Annotated in this window: 17 protein-coding genes; 1 reads left to right on the top strand and 16 read right to left on the bottom strand. The window is 71.9% G+C overall.

Translation table 11 applies throughout. From position 1 onward, the window contains the following. Positions 1-69 precede the first annotated feature (69 nt). The 3 genes from AMA02S_RS23490 to AMA02S_RS23480 all read right to left on the bottom strand — a co-directional run bounded on the left by AMA02S_RS23490 (position 70) and on the right by AMA02S_RS23480 (position 3,070). A complete protein-coding gene (locus tag AMA02S_RS23490; RefSeq protein ID WP_067461549.1) occupies positions 70-972 on the bottom strand; it encodes a glycoside hydrolase family 16 protein in 903 nt (300 codons plus the stop codon). 182 nt (positions 973-1,154) lie between these two features. Next, positions 1,155-1,826, bottom strand: a complete 672-nt coding sequence (locus tag AMA02S_RS23485; protein ID WP_067461548.1) for a response regulator transcription factor — start codon at positions 1,824-1,826, stop codon at positions 1,155-1,157. Beyond that, positions 1,826-3,070, bottom strand: a complete 1,245-nt coding sequence (locus AMA02S_RS23480) for a sensor histidine kinase (protein ID WP_067461547.1) — start codon at positions 3,068-3,070, stop codon at positions 1,826-1,828. Before AMA02S_RS23480 ends, AMA02S_RS23485 begins: the two co-directional genes overlap by 1 nt. A 144-nt stretch (positions 3,071-3,214) precedes the next feature. Between AMA02S_RS23480 and AMA02S_RS23475 the strand changes: the two genes are divergently transcribed. After that, entirely contained in the window at positions 3,215-4,324 is a 1,110-nt protein-coding gene (locus AMA02S_RS23475; protein ID WP_067461546.1) for a helix-turn-helix domain-containing protein, read from the top strand. Between the two features lie 4 nt (positions 4,325-4,328). On the opposite strand, the gene smc is transcribed toward AMA02S_RS23475, so the two are convergent. The 13 genes from smc to recG form a co-directional block, all read right to left on the bottom strand. Further along, a complete protein-coding gene (smc, locus tag AMA02S_RS23470) occupies positions 4,329-8,003 on the bottom strand; it encodes a chromosome segregation protein SMC (protein WP_067461545.1) in 3,675 nt (1,224 codons plus the stop codon). A gap of 696 nt (positions 8,004-8,699) precedes the next feature. Next, on the bottom strand, positions 8,700-8,897 hold the full coding sequence (locus tag AMA02S_RS23465; protein WP_067461544.1) for a hypothetical protein: 198 nt from the start codon (positions 8,895-8,897) through the stop codon (positions 8,700-8,702). 178 nt (positions 8,898-9,075) lie between these two features. Next, entirely contained in the window at positions 9,076-9,414 is a 339-nt protein-coding gene (locus AMA02S_RS23460; RefSeq protein ID WP_157430799.1) for an acylphosphatase, read from the bottom strand. A 26-nt stretch (positions 9,415-9,440) separates the two neighbouring features. Continuing rightward, positions 9,441-10,382, bottom strand: a complete 942-nt coding sequence (mutM, locus tag AMA02S_RS23455; protein ID WP_067461542.1) for a bifunctional DNA-formamidopyrimidine glycosylase/DNA-(apurinic or apyrimidinic site) lyase — start codon at positions 10,380-10,382, stop codon at positions 9,441-9,443. Beyond that, positions 10,375-11,160, bottom strand: a complete 786-nt coding sequence (gene rnc, locus AMA02S_RS23450) for a ribonuclease III (RefSeq protein WP_084265514.1) — start codon at positions 11,158-11,160, stop codon at positions 10,375-10,377. The genes mutM and rnc overlap by 8 nt, the downstream gene beginning before the upstream one ends. Before the next feature lie 376 nt (positions 11,161-11,536). Next, on the bottom strand, positions 11,537-11,716 hold the full coding sequence (gene rpmF, locus AMA02S_RS23445; RefSeq protein ID WP_067461541.1) for a 50S ribosomal protein L32: 180 nt from the start codon (positions 11,714-11,716) through the stop codon (positions 11,537-11,539). 1 nt (position 11,717) lies between these two features. Next, complete coding sequence (locus tag AMA02S_RS23440) at positions 11,718-12,365, bottom strand: YceD family protein (protein ID WP_084265513.1); 648 nt, start codon at positions 12,363-12,365, stop codon at positions 11,718-11,720. A 259-nt stretch (positions 12,366-12,624) separates the two neighbouring features. Beyond that, positions 12,625-13,104 (bottom strand): pantetheine-phosphate adenylyltransferase, encoded by a 480-nt coding sequence (gene coaD / locus AMA02S_RS23435; protein ID WP_067461635.1) that lies wholly within the window; start codon positions 13,102-13,104, stop codon positions 12,625-12,627. Positions 13,105-13,214: 110 nt separating this feature from the next. Then, a complete protein-coding gene (locus AMA02S_RS23430) occupies positions 13,215-14,666 on the bottom strand; it encodes a penicillin-binding transpeptidase domain-containing protein (RefSeq protein ID WP_084265511.1) in 1,452 nt (483 codons plus the stop codon). A gap of 9 nt (positions 14,667-14,675) precedes the next feature. Further along, entirely contained in the window at positions 14,676-15,257 is a 582-nt protein-coding gene (gene rsmD / locus AMA02S_RS23425) for a 16S rRNA (guanine(966)-N(2))-methyltransferase RsmD (protein ID WP_067461539.1), read from the bottom strand. 522 nt (positions 15,258-15,779) lie between these two features. Beyond that, positions 15,780-16,694 carry a HEAT repeat domain-containing protein gene (locus AMA02S_RS23420; protein WP_067461538.1) on the bottom strand — a complete coding sequence of 305 codons (915 nt, stop codon included), beginning with the start codon at positions 16,692-16,694 and terminating at the stop codon, positions 15,780-15,782. Between the two features lie 43 nt (positions 16,695-16,737). Beyond that, entirely contained in the window at positions 16,738-16,818 is an 81-nt protein-coding gene (locus tag AMA02S_RS45085; protein ID WP_369688404.1) for a putative leader peptide, read from the bottom strand. A 62-nt stretch (positions 16,819-16,880) separates the two neighbouring features. Continuing rightward, a complete protein-coding gene (gene recG, locus AMA02S_RS23415; protein ID WP_067461537.1) occupies positions 16,881-19,067 on the bottom strand; it encodes an ATP-dependent DNA helicase RecG in 2,187 nt (728 codons plus the stop codon). Positions 19,068-19,086 lie beyond the last annotated feature (19 nt).

The raw sequence follows: 19,086 nt of genomic DNA, 5'->3' as shown, positions 1-19,086 counted from the left end.
AGGGGATGACGACACCGCCCCCACGGTGAAGGGAACCGAAGGGGCGGCGCCTCCCAAGTGGCCGGCCGGTCACTTCTTGCCGAGCGGGTACATGCGGATCCAGTCGACTTCGAGGGTGGCGTCGGCGGTACGGCTGACGCCCTTCGCCGTCCTCGGCGTCAGGTTGGGGAACCAGTCGAGCTGGATGGCCTGGCCCATCGCCCCCGGCGGCAGCGCCGAGCGCTTGGTGGTGTGGAACCACCGGCGGCCGTCGACGTAGCCGGTCATGGACGTGGCGGTCCACTCGACGGCGAACGCGTGCCACTTCCGCAGATCGACGTTCAGGTGCGCGTCCAGGCGCAGGGCCTTCTTCTCGGGACCGTAGTGGAGGAAGAAGTTCGTTCCGTTGCGCAGGCCCTTGTCGCCGTACGTCTCCATGTAGTCGATCTCACCGCCGCCGCCCTGCGGGTCGGTGCCGCCGCCACCCTGCACCGGCCAGAGCAGCAGGTTGGCGTTGTAGCACGCGCAGGCGCGGTTCATCTTGACCCGGGCCTCCCAGCGGCCCCGCTTCTGCGCGCCCCGCATCCAGGCGACTCCGCCGGTGTCGCCCTTCCTGTTCCCGGTGATCTTCAGGACCCCGTTCTTCACGGTTACGGCACTGGCCAAGCGACGGCCAAGGCCGCCGTTGCCCTTGCCCTTGTAGACCTCCCAGTCGCGCTGGTTGAAGACACGGAAGTCGTCGGAGGCCGCCGGGCGCCCCCACTTGTAGCGCTGCGCGGCGGTCGACGGTACGGCCTGGCCCTTCTTGCCGCTCCCCGAGTCCCATGTGTCCTCGTGGGTTGTCGGGTCGGGCTCCCCCACCGCGATGGCGGGCGCCGAGCGCTCCAGCGCGCCGACCGGGGCGGCGGGACGCTCGGGGTCCGCGGACACGCCCTGCACAGCCGCTGCGACGGAAACGCCGGCGGCCAGGATCCCGCCGGTGAGAATCGCCATTCTGTTTCGAGCCGGCAATTGCATGATGAGGCCTCCAGACACGGATTGACGCACGGTCCGGAGAAAGTGGGACCGGCCTTCACTCGCTACTTCGTCTGGAACGCTACGGAGCCGCTCCGGAAGCCCGTAGGGCCCTAGGGCCCTAGCGGCTTCTCAAGGGGACCTCAATACGGAAGCCCAGCTCAGCCGGTTGGAGGCATCCCGAGCCAGGTGACGATGGCCGTCGCCCGGTTCGGCGCCCCCAGCTTCGCATAAATGCGATTGATGTAGTTCTTGACGGTCTTCTCGGTGAGAAATAGTTTGGCCGCGATGTCCTGATTCGCATGACCGCGCACGATGAGATCCATGACCTGGACCTCGCGAGCCGAAAGGCCGAACCGCGCGCGCTGCTCCGCCGGATCGGCGGCGGGCGCGGCGGCCCGGTCCGTCCGCGCGGCGTCGATGAGCGCGGCGCTGGCCGCGTGCGAGAGGGGGTGGGCGCGGTGCCGCACCGTGTCCCGGATCGCCTCGGCGAGCTCGTCCACGGTGAAGGTGTTGTGAACGAGGTAGCCGACCGCGCCGTTGCGGACGGCCGAGAGCACCACCTCGGGCTCCTCCACCTGCGTCAGCATGATCACCCGGCTGATCCTGCTCAGCGCGGCGGCGGCGCTGATCCCGTCGGTGCGCGGCATCCGCACGTCCAGCAGCACGACGTCGGGCACCAGCTGCCAGGCAAGCTCCTGGGCCTGGTGCCCGTCCCCGGCCTCGCCCACGACCTCGATGTCGTCGGTCGCCTCCAGCGCGGAGGTCAGCCCGGCGCGGATGAAGGCGTTGTCGTCCACGATCATGACCCGGTAGCGGCCGGCCCCGTCCATCACTGCCTCCCGAGCGCGGCCGGGGCCGGTTCGTCCGCCGCGCCCGCCGCCGGCATCCGCACCATGATCGTGGTGCCGGCACCCGGAGCCGACACCACGGCCAGCCTGCCGCCCGCCCGCCGGGCCCGCTCGTGCATGCCGACGAGGCCGTAGTGGCCGTCGCGGGAGAGGGCGTCGAGCCAGCCGTCGCCGTCCGGTCGTCCCGGCAGCCCCCGGCCGTCGTCGCAGATCCGCACCTCCAGGCCGCCGTCCGCGGCCGCCACCGCGATCTCGACCTGGGACGCGTGCGCGTGCCGCCGGACGTTCTCCAGCGCCTCCCGCACGATCGTCACCAGCTCGTGCCGCGCCCGCAGCGGGAGATCGGCGCCGTCCTCGGCGTCCACCCGCGCGGGGATGCCGGCGACGCTCTCCCATTCGGTCGCCAGCTCCGTCAGGGCCTCGCCCAGCGGACGCTGGACGGCGTCGTCGCGCAGCTCGGCGATGAGCGAGCGGGCCTCACGGGTGGCGACCTGCGCGGCGGTCGCGATGCGCCGCGCCTCGGTCTCGGCGCGTTCGGGCGACCTGCGGACCCACGCGGGCAGGCCGGTGGCCGACAGCGCGATCCCGGCGAGCGTCGCGGTCAGCGAATCGTGCATCTCCCTGGCCAGCCGGGTCCGTTCCTCGGCCGCCATGGCCAGGGCCTCCATCCGCCAGCGGGCCTCCTCGGCCGCGGCGTGCTCGTCGAACAGCCGGCGCAGGACCGTGCCCACCAGCGCGCCGATCGCGTAGAAGGCGGGCAGCGCAACGAGCAGCGGCATCGCCGCGCCGGTCTTGCCCGGACCGCTCTGGTACAGCGCCGTGTAGTACAGGACGGTCTGCTGGAGGCACAGCAGAGTGGTCGCGGGCCATCGGTACAGCAGCCCGGCCAGGCCCGCGGCGACGACCGTGAGCAGGAAGTACGGGCCGAAGATCCCGCCGACCTTCAGCACCGCGTAGCCGATGAGCACGTCGAAGGCCAGCAGTGCGGGCTGTTCGAACAGCCGCAGGACGACCCGCTCCCAGCCCGCGAGGACCACGCCCGACACCAGCGCCGCCACCGCCAGCACACCGAGCGCCCACGGGTCGGCGCGGACCCTGTCGTCCGCGAGGACGGTGGCGCCGACGATGAGCACGCGCAGCTGCATCAGGAGAACGAACGTGGTGCCGATCCTGGTCTCGACGGAACGCCGCAGGGTCCGCGAGGACGGATCGCCGGAGCGCGGCATCGCAGGGCCCTCCATCGGACGAGCGCCGGACTCATGGCGCAATGATCAAGTCAAGAGACCGCATAGCGAACATTAGTCACTTCGCCCGAGGAGATCGCTACGATGCCCACGAAATCCCATGTTCTTGGTCGCGAGAGGACTCCAGTGTCGGTTACCAGGGCGGTCCCGCAGCCGGACGACGCCGGCAGCCCGGCCGAGTTCCTCGACCTCCTGCGGCGGCTCCAGGAGTGGTCGGGCCTGCCCGTCTCCGAGATCGAGGAAAGGGTCAGGGAGACCGGAGTGCTCGTCCCCACCGGGTTGGTCGGGCTCCTGAGCGGGAACGTCGTGCCGACCCGGGAGGTGGTGGTGGCCTTCGTCACAGCGTGCGGCCTCGTCCCCGAGGAGCGCGAGAAGTGGGTGCGGGCCCACGCGCGCGTCGTCTCCGGGTCTTTCCCCATCGTGGACTCCGGGCCTGTCCCCGTGGTGAACGCCGAGCCCTCCGCCGATGGCGGCGACAGGCTAGTCGTCGGCAGGCTTCCCGCGGTCCGCCCCGCCTCCGGCAAGACGGACGGTACGCCACAGCCCACGCCGCCGCCTCGGCACCGGCATCGCAAGACGTCCGGCCGGGCCGCGGGATCCAAGCGTCCCGTGTCGCTGATGGTGGCGGCGCCCGCGTTCATCACGATCGCGGTCGTGGCCTCCACGCTGCTGGGCGCGTTCGGCGGTGAGTCCCAGCACGACAAGTCGGGGACGCCGTCCGCGGCGTCCACGCCCATCCCGCCGCCGCAGCCCGGCTGGTACATCATCATGCCCCTGACCGGCGGGGCACCGGACGGCGACTGCCTGTCGATCCTGCCGGACGACGGCCTCAAGCCGCAGGTCGCGCGGGACAAGTGCGCCCCCAGTGATCGATACCAGCGCATCGAGGTCGCCGACACCCCCGGGACCGCCCCCGTGTACCAGCTCAGGGCGTGGACTCCGGAGGGCCATCTGCGGTGCGCCACGCTGGACACCGAGACCGAGCGGTCGGCGCTGCACATGAAGCAGTGCGGGGACGACCCGCTCCAGCTGTTCCGCCTGGACCCGGCCAGCAAGGCGGTGAAGGCGGGGCAGCCGTACCGGGTCGTGCCGGAGGCGACGCGCACGGCCGGCATGTGCGTCGGCATCGACCTCGGCAGCAGCGGCGGCGCGCACGCCATCCAGACCGCGTGCGGCCGGACGGGCGTCGACGGCTACCTGTTCACGCCCGCGTCGGACCCGGGCACGGGCGCGTGACGCTCTAGGCGTGCTCGTGCTCGCGGAGCCGCTGGCTGACGACCTGGGTGACCCCGTCGCCGCGCATGCTGACGCCGTAGAGCGCGTCGGCGCCCTCCATCGTGCGCTTCTGGTGGGTGATGACGATGAGCTGGGACGACTCGCGCAGCTCCTCGAACACGGTGATCAGCCGCTGGGTGTTGGTGTCGTCCAGCGCGGCCTCGACCTCGTCCAGCACGTAGAACGGCGACGGGCGCGCCTTGAACACCGCGACGAGGAAGGCGATGGCGACGAGCGACCGCTCGCCGCCCGACAGCAGTGACAGCCGTTTGACCTTCTTACCGGGCGGGCGGGCGGCGACCTCCACGCCGGTGGCGAGCATGTCCTCGGGCTCGGTGAGCGACAGGCTGCCCTCGCCGCCGGGGAACAGCCGGGCGAAGATCCGCTCGAACTCGCGGGCGGTGTCGTCGTAGGCGGAGGCGAACACCTGCTGGACGCGGTCGTCGACCTCCTTGACGAGGCCGAGCAGCTCGCGCTGGGTCTTCTTCAGATCCTCCAGCTGCGAGGTGAGGAAGGCGTGCCGCTCCTCCAGCGCCGCGAACTCCTCCAGCGCGAGCGGATTGACCTTGCCGAGCTGGTTGAGCTGGCGTTCGGCGGCCTTGGCGCGCTTCTCCTGGACGGCCCGCTCATACGGGGCGGGCAGCGCGTCCTCGCCCTTCTCGGGGTCGGGCGGAACGGGCTGGTCGGGCCCGTACTCGGCCACCAGCGACTCGACCTCCAGTCCGAACTCCTCCAGCGCGCGCTGTTCGAGCTGCTCCAGGCGCAGCCGCTGTTCGGCGCGGGCGACCTCGTTGCCGTGCACCACGTTGACCAGGCGTTCCAAAGTGCCCGACAGCTCGCGGACCTGGGTGCGGACGACCTTCAGCTCGGCCTCGCGGGCGGCGCGGGCCTGCTCGGCGGCCTCCCGCCGCCGCACCGCCGCCGCCAGTGACAGCTCGATGCGCTCCAGGGCCGTCCGGGCGCCCTTGACGACGGCCTTGGCGACCCTGGCCTGCTGCTCACGGCGGGCGCGGCGCTGGGCGGCGCGGGCGCGCTCCTCCCGCTCGCGGTGGGCCCCGCGTTCGAGGGCGTCGGCACGCCCGGCGATGGCCTGGACGCGCTCCTCGGCGGTGCGGACCGCCAGCCGCGCCTCCATCTCGGCGGAGCGCAGCTCCTGGCAGCGGGCGTTCAGCTCGTCCCGCGCCTCGGTATCGTGCCCGGCGTCGTCGGCGACCTCGGCGGCCTCCTCCGATTCGGCAAGCCGCACGGCCAGTTCCTCAGCGGCCTGCGTGTCTCGTTCCAGCGACTCGGTCGCCGCGTCCAGCGCCTTTGTCAGCCGCTCGGCCTCGCCCCGGGCGGCGCGGACGTCGGCCTCCAGCCGGGCGGCGCGCTTGGCCTCCTGCGCGGCCTGGGCGTCGAACTCGCGCACCCGCGCACGGACGCGGTCGAGATCAGCTTGGGCCTGGTTCACCCCGGACTGCGCCTGGCCGGCGGCCACCTCCGCGGCGTCCAGCGCGGCCTGCACCGCCTGCTCGGATTCCATCGACGTGGCGAGGTCGGCGGCGGCGGTCTCGGCCGCGGTCTCCGCCGCGGCGAGGTCTTCGGTGGCCTGGTCGAGGGTGGCGCGCATCTGCAGGAGGCTCTGCCCACCATCCGAGGCGCCGCCCTGCGCCCAGTGGACGCCGACCAGTTCGCCTCCGCGCGTCACGGCGCGCAGCGACGGTTCCCGGCGGACGAGCGCGGCGGCGGCGTGGACGTCGTCGACGACGGCGACGCCCCGCAGCAGGTGCTCCAGCGCGGGCCGGACCGCCTCCGGGACGGTCACCGCGTCGATCGCGTAGTCGGCGCCCGGGACACGTTCCGACGCGGCGGGCGTTCCGGCCGAGCCGCCGACGACCAGTCCCGCGCGTCCGGCCTCGCGGGAGCGCAGCAGCGTCAGTGCGGCCTCGGCGGTGTCCAGTGAGCCCACCGCGATGGCCTCGGCGGCGTTGCCCAGCGCGGCGGCGACGGCCGTCTCGTATCCGGGACGGACGGTCAGCAGCGAGGCGACCGTGCCGAGCACGCCGTCGAGCGAGCCGTCCGCGCCCGCCGTCAGCAGCGCCTCGCCGCCGTCGGCGGCGCTCGCCAGCGTCAGGTTCAGCGCCTCGATTCGGGCCTGGAGCGCGGTGGCCTGCTTCTGCGCGCCCTGGTCGGCGGAGCGCGCGGCGGCGACCGCCGCGCGTGCCTCTTTGAGAGCTCCGCGCGGACCCTCCACGGCGGCACGCGCCTCCTCGGCCGCGTCCTTGGCCGTGGCCAGGGCCTCCTGCGCCTGCTCGTGCTCGGCGGCGAGTGCCGGGTCCTCGACCACCTCGGCCTCGAACGCCTCGAACTCGCTCTGCGCGGCCGTCGCGCGTTGCCCGGCCTCGTCCCGCGCGGCGGTGAGCCGCCCGATCTCCGACCGGCCCGCCTGCGCCTTGCTGCGCAGCGCCTCGACCCGGCCGCGCAGCCGGGCCAGTTCCTCACGGCGGTCGGCGGCGGCTCGCGCGGCGGCCTGGAGCCGGCGCTCCTCGGTGGCGAGCGCCTCCTCGGCGTCCGACCGCGCCTGCACGGCGAGGGACAGCCCGTCCTGCGCCTCCTCCAGCGCGGCGCGGAGCATCTCCTCCTGCTCGCGGATCTCGGCGGCCTCGCGCTCCATGTCCTCGGGGTCACGGCCGCGCCGCTCCTCCTCGCGGGCCTCGGCCGCGTTGCGGTGCCGCTCGGCGGCGAGGTCGGCGACGCCCCGCAGCCGCTCCTTCAACGCCGACAGCTGGAACCAGGTGTCCTGGACCTGGGCCAGCATCGGCGCCTGCTCGGCCTCCTCCGCCTCCAGGACGGCCTCGCGCTCCTGCGCCTCGCCGAGTGCCCGCTCGGTCTCGGCGCGGCGCTCGCGGACGGCGGCCTCGTCGGCGGCCTCCTGCTCCAGCCGCGTCCGCAGGGTGACGAGATCGTCGGCGAGGAGGCGGAGACGGGCGTCGCGCAGGTCGGCCTGAATAACGGCGGCGCGGCGCGCGATCTCGGCCTGCTTGCCGAGCGGCTTGAGCTGGCGCCGCAGCTCGCCGGTGAGGTCCTGGACGCGGGTCAGGTTGCCCTGCATCGCGTCCAGTTTGCGGAGCGCCTTCTCCTTGCGCTTACGGTGTTTGAGGACGCCGGCCGCCTCCTCGATCACCGCGCGGCGCCCCTCCGGGCCCGAGTGCAGGACGCGGTCGAGCTGTCCCTGGCCGATGATGACGTGCATCTCGCGGCCGATGCCCGAGTCCGACAGCAGTTCCTGGATGTCCAGCAGCCGGCAGGAGTCGCCGTTGATGGCGTACTCGCTCGACCCGGACCGGAACATCAGCCGGCTGATCGTGACCTCGCTGTAGTCGATCGGCAGCGCGCCGTCGGAGTTGTCGATCGTCAGCACGACCTCGGCGCGGCCGAGCGGTGCCCGGCTGGCGGTGCCGGCGAAGATGACGTCCTCCATCTTGCCGCCGCGCAGCGACTTGGCGCCCTGTTCGCCCATGACCCAGGCCAGCGCGTCGACCACGTTGGACTTGCCCGACCCGTTGGGCCCGACGACGGCGGTGATGCCGGGCTCGAACTTCAGGGTGGTGGAGGACGCGAAGGACTTGAAGCCGCGCAGCGTCAGGTTCTTCAAGTACACGCGCTCGCCGTCCTCCTCCGGATGTGTCGCCGGGGTCCTCCCCCGGCCCGGCGGACCCGCTGGTCTCCGCCTCTCGTGGGCCCTCGTCCACCTGCCCGGGCCCGGCTCCCGTCCCGGTGCGGTGACCCGGGAGCCCGTCGAACGATACCGGCCGTGGCACGTCGTGCCCGGCTGCCGCGCGGCCGTTCCCCTCCAATGTGCCATGATCCGCCCTATCGCGGAGCACCACCGCCTGACCCGGCACCGGGCCGCGTCTCGACGCCTGGTGAACGTACACGGTACAGATGGGTGTATTGAGGTCGCAGGGCTTCTCTGGCGATGAGTGTCCGCTATTGCGACGAATGTCCTAATGGTCGGCGCATCCGGCCAGACCGAAATTCGACGGAGGTTTGACCGCAGCCTGACGATCCATCGCGAGTCCGTGCCCGCGGCGGCCAGAAGTGCACACGCCGCCGTTTTTCAGGGTCACGGAATGTGTCCGACGACGGCTCTCCGATCGCGAGCACGAGGACGGACGCGAGACACAACGAGGGACCGGGGGCCGGCCATCCGATGCGGGAGCGTATGCCTAGGATGCACCGCATGTCCGGGGCGGAGCCCGAGGGCGCCGTCAGGTCCCGGAGACCGGGGTGCGAGGCAAACAGAAGGGACGCCGCGTGAAGGCGTCCCTGTCCACTTTCAAGAAGAAGGCGCCGATCAGGTCAGCGCCGGTTCACGGTCCTTCACCGCTAGCGACATCACGTCGTCCTCCGTCGCCGTCGCCAGCGCGTCGTTCTCCGCCTGGAGCCGTACGAGCTCGGCCTCCAGATCACGTACGCGCTGCTGAAGGCGCCGCATCTCCGCGACCATCCGGGGGTCGGGACCGCCGACGTGGCCGAGTAGAGCCTTCGCCATGACTAAGGGTCCTCCACGCTGAGTAACCAGCAGGGATCGCGCACGAGAAGCAACTGAAGTCGGTGCGCGTATCGTCTAGAGTCGCACCGGCCGCTGTCCTGGTCAAGACACACATCACAGGCCGGTAACAACCTGTCTCCACTAGTTTAGCAGGTACAAACCGGAATTCCCTACCCGATCACCGTTCCCGGAAGCCGGTGGTCCCGCCACGTGGCGCGCTCCACCGCTCGGTGACCCCGGTGACCCGCCCGGGACGGCCCCAGAGATCGTCCAACGGAGGGCGCACCTGCGCCGCGTCGGCGGCCAGCAGGTCCAGCAGTTGCCGACAGCCGCTCCGCGGGCCCTCGGCGACGACCTCCACGCGCCCATCGCGCAGGTTCGTCGCGCTGCCGGTCAGGCCCAGTTCGAGCGCCCGCGCACGCACCCACCAACGGAAGCCCACGCCCTGCACGTGGCCGCGGACCCAGGCCGTCAGCCGCACGGCCTCATCGTCGCGCTCGCCGTCCAGTTCGTCCATCATGTCCCCGTTCCGATTCCCCGCTCCTAGTACCGTGCCCGGCGAGGGCGCGGCTGGCACGTGGGACAGCTGTAGGACGAACGGTTCATGAACACGTCCCGGCGGATCGGCGTGCCACAGCGGCGGCACGGCTCGTCCCGGCGCCCGTAGGCGTCCAGCGACCGCTCGAAGTAGCCGCTCTCGCCGTTCACGTTGACGTACAGGCTGTCGAAGGAGGTACCGCCCACCTCCAGAGCCGCCCCCATGACCGCACGGGCGCCCTCCAGGGCACGCGCGGCCTCCGCCCGCGTCAGCGTCTCGGTCGGACGCGCCCAGTGCAGCCTGGCGCGCCACAGCGCCTCGTCGGCATAGATGTTGCCGACCCCACTGATCAGCGACTGGTCGAGCAACGCCCGCTTGATCCCGGTCTTACGGCGGCGCAGCGCACGGAAGAACGCCTCCGCGTCGAACGCGTCCTCCAGCGGGTCCGCGGCAATGTGCACGATCGGCTCCGGGACGAGCCCGTGCCCGCCCTTGTGCTCCTCATCGTTCCCACTGTCGCCGGTTCCGCCGAAAGCGTCCGGGACCAGCTCACAGACCATCAGGTGACCGAACGTCCGCTGGTCGACGAAGCGCAGGTCATGGCCGCCGTCAGTGAACACGATCCGGACCCGCAGATGCTTCTCGCGCTCCCGGTCGGGCTCGCCGACGAGCAACTGCCCGCTCATCCCGAGATGGGCGAGCAGCGCCTCGCCCGGGGCTCCGCCCGACCCCTCTCCACCGTCCTGCAGCGGGATCCACAGGTACTTGCCGCGGCGGCGCGGCGCCAGCGCCACGCGCCCGGCGAGCCGCCCCGCGAAGTCCGCGGGGCCCGCCGCATGCCGGCGGACCGCCCTCGGGTGCGACACCTCGGCGGACGCGATCGTCCGCCCGGCCGTCCAACGCTCCAATCCACGCCGGACGACCTCGACCTCGGGAAGCTCAGGCACCGGGCAACCCGGCCGGCCGCGAGTTCCCGCCCTGCGGCGACACCGCCCGCCGCGTCGCCGGGTCGCGCTGCACGACGATCTCGCGGATCGCGTTCCAGGCGGCCTCGGCGGCGTGCTGCTCCGCCTCCTTCTTGCTGCGCCCCTCACCCGCACCGAAGGTGGTCCCGCCGACCCGCACGGACGCGCGGAACGTCTTTTGATGATCGGGGCCGCTCTCTGCGACGTGGTACTCGGGGACGCCGAGTTCCTCGACGGCGGTGAGCTCCTGCAACGAGGTCTTCCAGTCCAGCCCCGCACCGAGCCCCGCCGAACGGGTGATCAGCGCGTCGAACAGCCGGTGCACGAGCGCGGAGGCCTCGTCCAGACCACGATCGAGATAGACCGCGCCGATCAGCGCCTCCAGCGTGTCGGCGAGGATCGACGCCTTGTCCCGGCCGCCGGTGCCCTCCTCGCCCCGGCCGAGCCGGATGTGGGCGCCGACGCCGAGCGCGCGGGCGACGCCCGCGAGAGCCCGCATGTTGACCACCGCCGCACGCAGCTTGGCCAGCTGCCCCTCGGGCAGGTCGGGATGCCCCCGGAACAGGGTGTCGGTGACAACGAGCCCGAGCACCGAGTCGCCAAGGAACTCCAGGCGCTCGTTGGTGGGCAGCCCGCCGTTCTCGTAGGCGTACGAACGGTGCGTCAACGCACGTTCGAGCAGATCGCCGGTGACCTCGACGCCGAGCGCGCGGGTCAGTTCCGCGCGGTCCGGCGCGGGGTCGGTCTTCTTACCGCTCACAGGCCCTCCTCGCAGGCCGTGGCGCCGCGCTCCGCGCGCGGTCGCCGCTGTGGCGCGTTCGGCCGAACGGCCGCGACGGCGAGGACGGACGGGCACGGGTACGGGCCGGACCCCGGTCGAGGTCCTCCATGGACGAGGACCGCCGGGCTCGGCCACGACGTCCGGGGTCGCCCCAGGACGACGGCTCCGCGAAGACGAGGTGCGCGCCGGTCGGTTGATCCCGGCGTGCACCACGGCTCCGGGCGCAGTGTCGGAGAGACTTCCCTGCCGCGCCGGTCACCACGCCGACGTCACGCGCCGGGTGGTCGGGTGCCCGCGCACCTTGAGGGGCGGGCCGCGCCGTCCGCGCGGATCCGCCCCCCAGGATGCGAAAAGCTCAGGCCGACGGGGCGATGACCTGCCGCCGGTCGTAGGTGCCACAGGTCGCGCACGCGGTGTGCGGCAGCTTCTTGTCGCGGCACGTCGGGCACTCGACCAGGGTCGGCGCAGCGGTCTTCCACTGCGAACGACGGTGCCGCGTGTTACTCCGCGACTTCTTCCGCTTCGGGACGGCCACGTCAGCCCTCCTGCTTTCCTTCTCGTCGGTCGGTTGAACCGCGGGACCCCGCGTCTCCGCGTCCCCCTGTCGGGGGCACCGGCGCCACGCCGCCGGCCAGGCCCTGCAACGCCGCCCACCGGGGGTCGGCGACTTCGTGGTCGTGGTCAGGGCCGGCGTCCGCCAGCCGCACACCACAGTCCGGGCACAGGCCGGGACAGTCGTCCCGGCACAACGGCGAGAGCGGCAGCGCGAGCACCACCGCGTCCCGGAGCACCGGTTCGAGGTCGATCAGATCGTCCTCAAGGCGGAGCTCGTCGTCATCGGCGTTCCCGCCGGAGCGGGTGTCAGGATAGACGAAGAGCTCCTGGAAGTCCGCCTCGAAGGTCGAGGCGATCGGGTCGAGGCAGCGGGCGCACTCCCCCTCCAGGGGGACCGTGGCCGTACCGGTGACGAGCACCCCCTCCAACACCGCCTCGAGCCGCAGGTCCAGCTCGATCGCGGCGCCCTCGGGGACGCCCACCATCTCGACGCCGAAGTCCTTTGGTGCCGGCACGGACAGGCGCTTCTCCCGCGACGACCCGGGTTGCCTGCTGAGAGCTCGGGTGTCGAGCACGAGCGGGGCCTTGGGGTCGAGGCGAGACAGCGGATTCCTGCTTTCGTGTGGCATGGCGAACGACGGCCGCCGGTGATGTCCGAAGTCCCAGGGTACCGAACACCAGCCGATCGCCCAACTTCGTGTTAATGGCGTCGCTGCATCGCTCCGACTCGCCCAGAGGCTCGCTTCGCGATCAGTTGCTCGCACGCTCGCAACTGCCTTCGGATGCGATCGCGGCTCCATGCGCCCCCTCCGCTTAATGCCAGCTTCCCTCGGCCTCGCAACTGGCCTTGGGCGCGATCACGACGCTCGGGGGGCTCGTCTAAGGGGGTCAGTCGCCCTGGAGGCGCTCCATCAGGCGTTCGTGGACGCTGTCGGGGACCAGGCCGGAGATGTCGCCGCCGAACCTGACGACCTCCTTCATCAGGCTGGACGACAGGAACGCGTACTCGGGGTTCGTCGCCATGAACAGCGTCTCGACCCCGGCGATGCGGTGGTTCATCTGCGCCATCTGCAACTCGTACTCGTAGTCGCTGACGGCCCGGAGCCCCCGGACGATCACCGGGATGTTCTGTTTGCGGCAGTAGTCCACGGTCAGCCCGTAGAACGTGTCCACCTTGATGTTGCCGTACTCCTTGGTGACCTCTGTGATCATGTCGGCGCGCTCGTCGACGGTGAAGAGGCTCTGCTTGTTCTTGTTGATCAGCACGGCGACGACCACCTCGTCATAGAGACGGGAGGCGCGGCTGATGATGTCGAGATGCCCATTGGTGACGGGGTCGAACGATCCCGGACAGACGACACGGCGCACGAGGTGAACCCCTTCGGTCCCGGTTTCTGACCTGCGGCGCGAACGTACCAAATCCGGTTCGGCGCCCTCGCACCCGGGCTCGCCGTCCGGCCGCGCGACCGCGCGGAGGCTCATTCCAGCGCATCGAGGATCCTTGCCGCGATCGGACCGGACTCGATGCCGTAGCCGGGCGCCTCGGTCATCACCGCGACCGCGTAACGGGCGTCCTGGCGCGGGCCGAAGCCGATGAACCAGCGATCGTTGTAGGCGGCGCCCTCCACGTCGGCGGTCCCGGTCTTGCCGCCCAGGACGGACGTGCCGCGTAAGGACTTGCCGGTGCCCTCGGTGACGACCGCCTGCATCAGTTCCCGCATCTGTGCCGCCTGGTCCGAGGTCAACGCCCGGGACAGCCGCTCCGGCGTCCCCCGCCCGACCTCCTGGCCGTCCGCGGCGGTGAGCTTGGAGATCAAGTACGGCCGCATCACCTTGCCGTCGTCGAGGACGGCGGCGGCGACCATGGCCATCTGCAGCGGCGTGGCGACGGTGCTCCCCTGCCCGATCGAGCCGAGCGCGCTGAGGGACGGCTGGTCGGTCGACGGGAAGGAGCTGGCGGCGCCGCGCATACCCGGCTCGATCTCGATCGGCTTGGCGAACCCGAAATCGGCGGCCCGCTCGCGGACGGCGGCGTTGCCGGGCTCCTCCGCGCCCATGAAGGCGAACGTGGTGTTGCAGGACTGGGCGTAGGCGCTGATCAGCGGTATGGCGGGCAGGTCGCACTCGCCGCCGATATCGCCCGCGTCGTTGTTGATCGCCTGACCGGCGCCGGGCGGGCGGTAGCTGCGCCCGGCCCTGACCCGGGTGTCGGCGCTGCCTCCCGCGGCCAGCGCCGACGCGGCGACCACGGTCTTGAACGTGGACCCGGGCGGGAACAGCTCGTTCGTCGCCTTGTTCAGCAGCGGCTTGGACGGCTGGGCGCTGAGCCGGGTGAAGACCCGCTGCGCCTGTTCGCCGTCCAGGACGGACACGTCGTTGGCGTCGTAGGACGGGGTGGACGCCATCACCAGGATCGCACCGGTCTCCGCGTCCAGCGCGACGGCCGCGGCGCGGCGGGCGCCGCTCGACTGAAGCGCCTCGTAGGCGGCCTGTTGCGCCTCGACGTCGACGGTGGCCTCGACGGTGCCGCCGGGGACGTGCTTGCCGAGGAGCTTGTCGACGAAGCTGGTCGTCGCAAGGCGCGGATCGGTGCCGTCCAGAACGTGGTTGGCGGCGTTCTCCAGGCCGGTCTGCGAGAACGGCGAGAAGTACCCGGTGATCGGGGAGAACACGGTGCTCTGCTTGTACCGGCGCTGGTACTTCTCGCCGCCGTCGATGGGCTCGGACCAGGCCAGCCGCTGGCCGTCGGCGACGATGGGACCGCGGTCGATCTTGTTGCGGTCCTCGTACTGGCGCGCGTTGAGCGAGTCGTCCCGCAGGTCCTGCGCCTCGAACCCCTGCACGTAGGTGATGTTCGCCAGGAGCGCGATGATCATTACCAGTGAGATGACCCAGGTGCGCCCCACGGCGCGGTCGATGCCGGGCCTCATGCGCGTCCTCTACCCAATGAGGGGAGGCTGACCCGTGGCGCGCCCGTACCAGAAGACGGCTTCTCCGTAGCGCCGGTCGCGTTCTGCGGCGTACCCGTCCGGCCAGCGCAGCGCGGGCCCCCGGGCGGCGCGCTCGACGGCGACCAGCGCATCGGGAGCGGCCCAGCCGTGGTCGCGTAGGTCCTCCAGCAGACCGGTGACGGCGGCGTCCGGCAGCGCGTACGGCGGATCAGCGAAGATCAGGTCGTACGGCTCGTCCGGTGGCCGGCGGACGAGCCGCTCCACCTTGTCGGCGCACGGCACCGCGCCGGGCAGCCCGAGCGTCTCCGCGTTCTCCCGGACGACCTTCATCGCGCGTGGATGCGACTCGACCAGCAGGGCATGCGCGGCACCCCGGGACAACGCTTCGAGACCGACCGCCCCGGATCCCGCGTACAGGTCGACAACCCGTAGCCCGTCCAGCGGGCCCAGCAGGGCGAGCACGGTGGAGAACAGCCCCTCCCTCGCGCGATCGCTGGTCGGCCTGGTGTCCCGTCCCGCGGGTACGGCCAGCCGCCGTCCACCCGCGGTCCCCGCGATGACCCTGGTCATTCCTCCAGTATCGCGGCGCCGCGCCCCGGATCGGACGGACACCGTGGCGCGGCGGCGGGCCGTCGGTGCCCAGCTCTACGCACCGACGGCCCGGCCGCGGAACGTCGGCGCCCCAGCCAGCCACCGACGATCCGGCAACAGACCGTCGATGCCCCAGCGCATCACACCACGGTCTGCCCGCAGGCCGCCGGTATCCCAGCCCAGACACCGGCGACCTGCGTTTTCCAGCGGTTCCACCCGCAGTCTTCGGCCCCCCAAACTTGCAGGGCTTGAACCCCACCTCGCAGGGCTTGAACCCCAACCCCCGCTCGAACTCCGGTCATCGCAGGTTCGGACCTCAACCACCGGCCTGAACCCCGGCCCCGGCAGGTTCGAAGCCCAGCCGCCGGTTACGGGACAGGCACGCGGAGCGAGTACAGCGAGCGCAGCGGGCATGCCCGGCGCGCCGCGCCCGGCAGCGAGCGCCAGCGAGCGAGGAGGTGGCGAGCCGCGCAGCCGGGGGGATTGGGGGGCGCCCCCCAGTTAACTAAGGGCCCAGCGGACCTGGGTGCGGACTCCCGGGTCTGGGTCGGTGAGGGCTTCGGTCAGGGCCGTGACCACCTCGGGGTGGTCTCCGGCCCACTGTTCCAGGGCTCGGACGGCGGCCCGGCGGACGTCAACCGTGCGGTCGTTCAAGGCGTGGAGGAGCGGTTGTACGGCCACGGCCGGGTCGGCGGCGCCCAGGGCGAGGACCGCTCGGCGGCGGACCTGCCAGCTGGCGTGGGCCGTGGAGGTGATGACGCGGCCATCAAGGGGTGCGGGAACTCCGATCTCCGCCGCGGTGTCGAGCGCCGCCATTCGCACCACGGGGTCGCGGTCGGTGAGCAGGGCCTCGAGCGCGGCCTGCCCGGCCGGGAGCGGGAGCCTGGCCAGTCCTTCGGCAACGGCGACCCGGACCTCGCGGGACGGGTCGTCGGCGGCTTCGGCGACACGGGCGCCGGCGCGCAGGGCCACCAGGCCGAGGACGGCTTGGATGCGGACGTGCGGCTCGCCGTCCTGCAAGCCCTGCGCGTACAGCTCGGCGGCGCCCTGGGCGAGGATCTCCAGCAGGTCGGTGGCCGTCTCGCGGACGAACGGGTCGCGGCCGCGGGCGGCGGCCAGTTGGAGGGCGGCGACGCCGTCGTCGCCCAGGTACAGCTCGGGCAGTCCGCGCAGGGCGTCGGCGGCGACGCGGCGGACGTCCTCGTGTTCGTCGGCGAGCGCCCAGGCGAGGGTGTCGCCGGTGCCGCGCGGTGCGTTGCCCTTGCGGACGGTGCCGGTGAGCACCTTGAGGGCGGCGGCGCGGACTTCGGGCTGGCTGTCGCGGAGGTACAACTCCACGTCGTCCAGGCCGGGATTCTGGATGCGGTGCAGGTCGAGGACGCGGGCGGACAGCCCGGGCCCCTGGGTGATCGTCATGGTGCGGCCTCCTGTGAGCCGTCGGATCCGGAAGAGTGCGGGATCAGCGACGGGAACACAGGGCGCTCGCCTGCCGCCGGAGGTCGACGTGCAGGCGCATGGTCAGGGCCTCACTCGGGTTCACGCGCCCATCGTCACCCGGCACGCGAATGAAGTCAACTTAATTAGTCGGAAAAATCGGAAAACCTATCCCTTCTCCAGGAAGTCGGCCCGGTCCTCGTCCAACAGGGAGTCCAGGACGGTGGCGAGCCCCGGGTGATCCGCCAGCTCGGGATCGGCCTCGACCAGCGCGGTCGCCTCCTCCCGGGCGTCGCGGATCACGTCCTCGTCCCGCTGGAGGGTCAGGAGCCGGAGGCTGGACGAACGGCCGGCCTGGGCGGCGCCCAGCACGTCCCCCTCCCTGCGCTGCTCCAGGTCCAGGCGCGACAGCGTGAAGCCGTCGGTGGTGGAGGCGACCGCGTCGAGGCGCTCCCGGGCCTTGCTGCCGGGCTCGGCGTCGGTGACGAGGAGGCACAGGCCGTGCAGGGATCCGCGACCGACCCGGCCGCGCAGCTGGTGGAGCTGGGAGACCCCGAACCGGTCCGCGTCCATGATCACCATGACGGTGGCGTTCGGTACGTCCACCCCCACCTCGATGACCGTGGTGGCGAGCAGGACGTCCAGCTCCCGGTCGGTGAACCGGCGCATCACCGCGTCCTTCTCGTCCGGGTGCAGTTTGCCGTGCAGGACGCCGACGCGCAGCCCGGCGAGCAGGTCCTCCAGCTTCGGCAGCAGCTCCATGATCCCGAGCGGTGAGCGGCGGTCGCCCTCCTGCTCGAAGGCGTCGCCCTCGTCGCCCTCCTGCTCGCCGATCCGTGGACAGACGATGTAGATCTGCCGCCCCTGCGCTGCCTCCTCCCGGATGCGCTCCCAGGTGCGGGCGAGGAACGCGGGGCGTTCGGGCGGCACCACGTGCGTCCTGATCTCCGACCGGCCCGCCGGGAGCTGCCCGAGCACCGATGTCTCCAGATCGCCGAAGACCGTCATCGCGACCGTCCGCGGGATGGGGGTCGCGGTCATGACCAGCACGTGCGGGCGGCCTCCGGCGGTCTTCTCGCGCAGCGCGTCCCGCTGCTCGACGCCGAAGCGGTGCTGCTCGTCCACCACGACGAGCCCGAGATCGGCGAACTGGACGCTCTCCTGGAGCAGCGCGTGGGTGCCGACGACGAGCCCCGCCCCGCCGGACGCGGCGTCCAGCAAGGCCGCCTTGCGGGCCTTCGCCCCCTGCGACCCGGTGAGCAGCACGACCCGTGTCGCGTGCTCGGCACCGCCGAGTTGCCCGGCCTGCGCGAGATCGCCGAGCATCGTCGTGATCGACCGGTAGTGCTGCTGCGCGAGGACCTCGGTGGGCGCGAGCAACGCCGCCTGCCCCCCGTTGTCGACGACCTGCAACATGGCCCGCAGCGCGATGACCGTCTTACCGGCGCCCACGTCGCCTTGCAGGAGCCGGTGCATGGGGTGTGCCATGGCCAGATCGGCGGCGATCTCTTCGCCGACCTCGCGCTGCCCCTTGGTCAGCTCGAAGGGCAGGCGCGCGTCGAACTCGGCGAGCAGGCCACCGAAGGTCGGGGGCCGCGGCGTCGCCGGGAGCGCGGCGGCGGCAAGGCGCCGCTGGGCCAGGGCCACCTGGACGACGAACGCCTCGTCCCACTTGAGGCGGGCCTTGGCGCGGCCCAGTTCGTCCCACGTCTTCGGACGGTGGATGCCCTCGTACGCCTCGCCCAGGCCGATCAGGCGGCGGCGACCGAGGAGAGCCCCGGGCATCGGGTCGGTGGGAAGGTCGAGCTGGTCCAGCACCATCCCGACGGACGTGCCGATCGTCTCGATCGCCAGGCCCTTCGTGGACGGATAGATCGGGATGATCTCGTCCGCCCACTCCTGCGCGGCCTGTTCGGCGCTCTTCTCGGCGACCACCTTGTACTGCGGGTGGGTGAGCTGCCGCTGGACGTTGCCGCTACGCGGCACATAGGTGCTGATCTTCCCGGCGAACAGGCCGCGGGTGCCGGGCGACAGCTCCTTCTCGGCGCGGTAGGAGCCCTTGCGGCCGAAGAAGCTGAGCTTGAGCTGCCCGGTGCCGTCGGTGACGGTGATCTCCAGGATGTAGCCGGGCTGGCGGCTGATGGCGCGGCCCTGGACCTTCACGACCTCGGCCATGACGGTGACGTGCTCGCCGTCCTGGAGACCGCTGAGCGGGGTCAGCTCACCGCGGTGGGCGTAGCGGCGCGGGTAGTGGTGGAGGAGATCACCGACCGTCTTCAGGTCGAGACCCTTCTCCAGCACCTTGGCCGTCTTGTCGCCGAGAACATTGCGCAACGGCTCGTCGAGGTTCGCCACGCAGTCTTTTCTAGCCCAT

The organism is Actinomadura macra NBRC 14102 (assembly GCF_001552215.1).
Lineage (GTDB): Bacteria > Actinomycetota > Actinomycetes > Streptosporangiales > Streptosporangiaceae > Spirillospora > Spirillospora macra.
The sequence above is the reverse complement of the archived record's forward strand: the minus strand, read 5'-3'. Positions and strand labels throughout refer to the sequence as shown.

Bases quoted from the DNA above. Each gene is read 5' to 3' on its own strand.
- AMA02S_RS23440 (WP_084265513.1), bottom strand. From the start codon at position 12,365: ATGCCACACGAAAGCAGGAATCCGCTGTCTCGCCTCGACCCCAAGGCC.
- AMA02S_RS23465 (WP_067461544.1), bottom strand. From the start codon at position 8,897: ATGGCGAAGGCTCTACTCGGCCACGTCGGCGGTCCCGACCCCCGGATG.
- AMA02S_RS23485 (WP_067461548.1), bottom strand. From the start codon at position 1,826: ATGGACGGGGCCGGCCGCTACCGGGTCATGATCGTGGACGACAACGCC.
- AMA02S_RS23490 (WP_067461549.1), bottom strand. From the start codon at position 972: ATGGCGATTCTCACCGGCGGGATCCTGGCCGCCGGCGTTTCCGTCGCA.
- AMA02S_RS23430 (WP_084265511.1), bottom strand. From the start codon at position 14,666: ATGAGGCCCGGCATCGACCGCGCCGTGGGGCGCACCTGGGTCATCTCA.
- rsmD (WP_067461539.1), bottom strand. From the start codon at position 15,257: ATGACCAGGGTCATCGCGGGGACCGCGGGTGGACGGCGGCTGGCCGTA.
- AMA02S_RS23460 (WP_157430799.1), bottom strand. From the start codon at position 9,414: ATGGACGAACTGGACGGCGAGCGCGACGATGAGGCCGTGCGGCTGACG.
- AMA02S_RS23480 (WP_067461547.1), bottom strand. From the start codon at position 3,070: ATGCCGCGCTCCGGCGATCCGTCCTCGCGGACCCTGCGGCGTTCCGTC.
- AMA02S_RS23420 (WP_067461538.1), bottom strand. From the start codon at position 16,694: ATGACGATCACCCAGGGGCCCGGGCTGTCCGCCCGCGTCCTCGACCTG.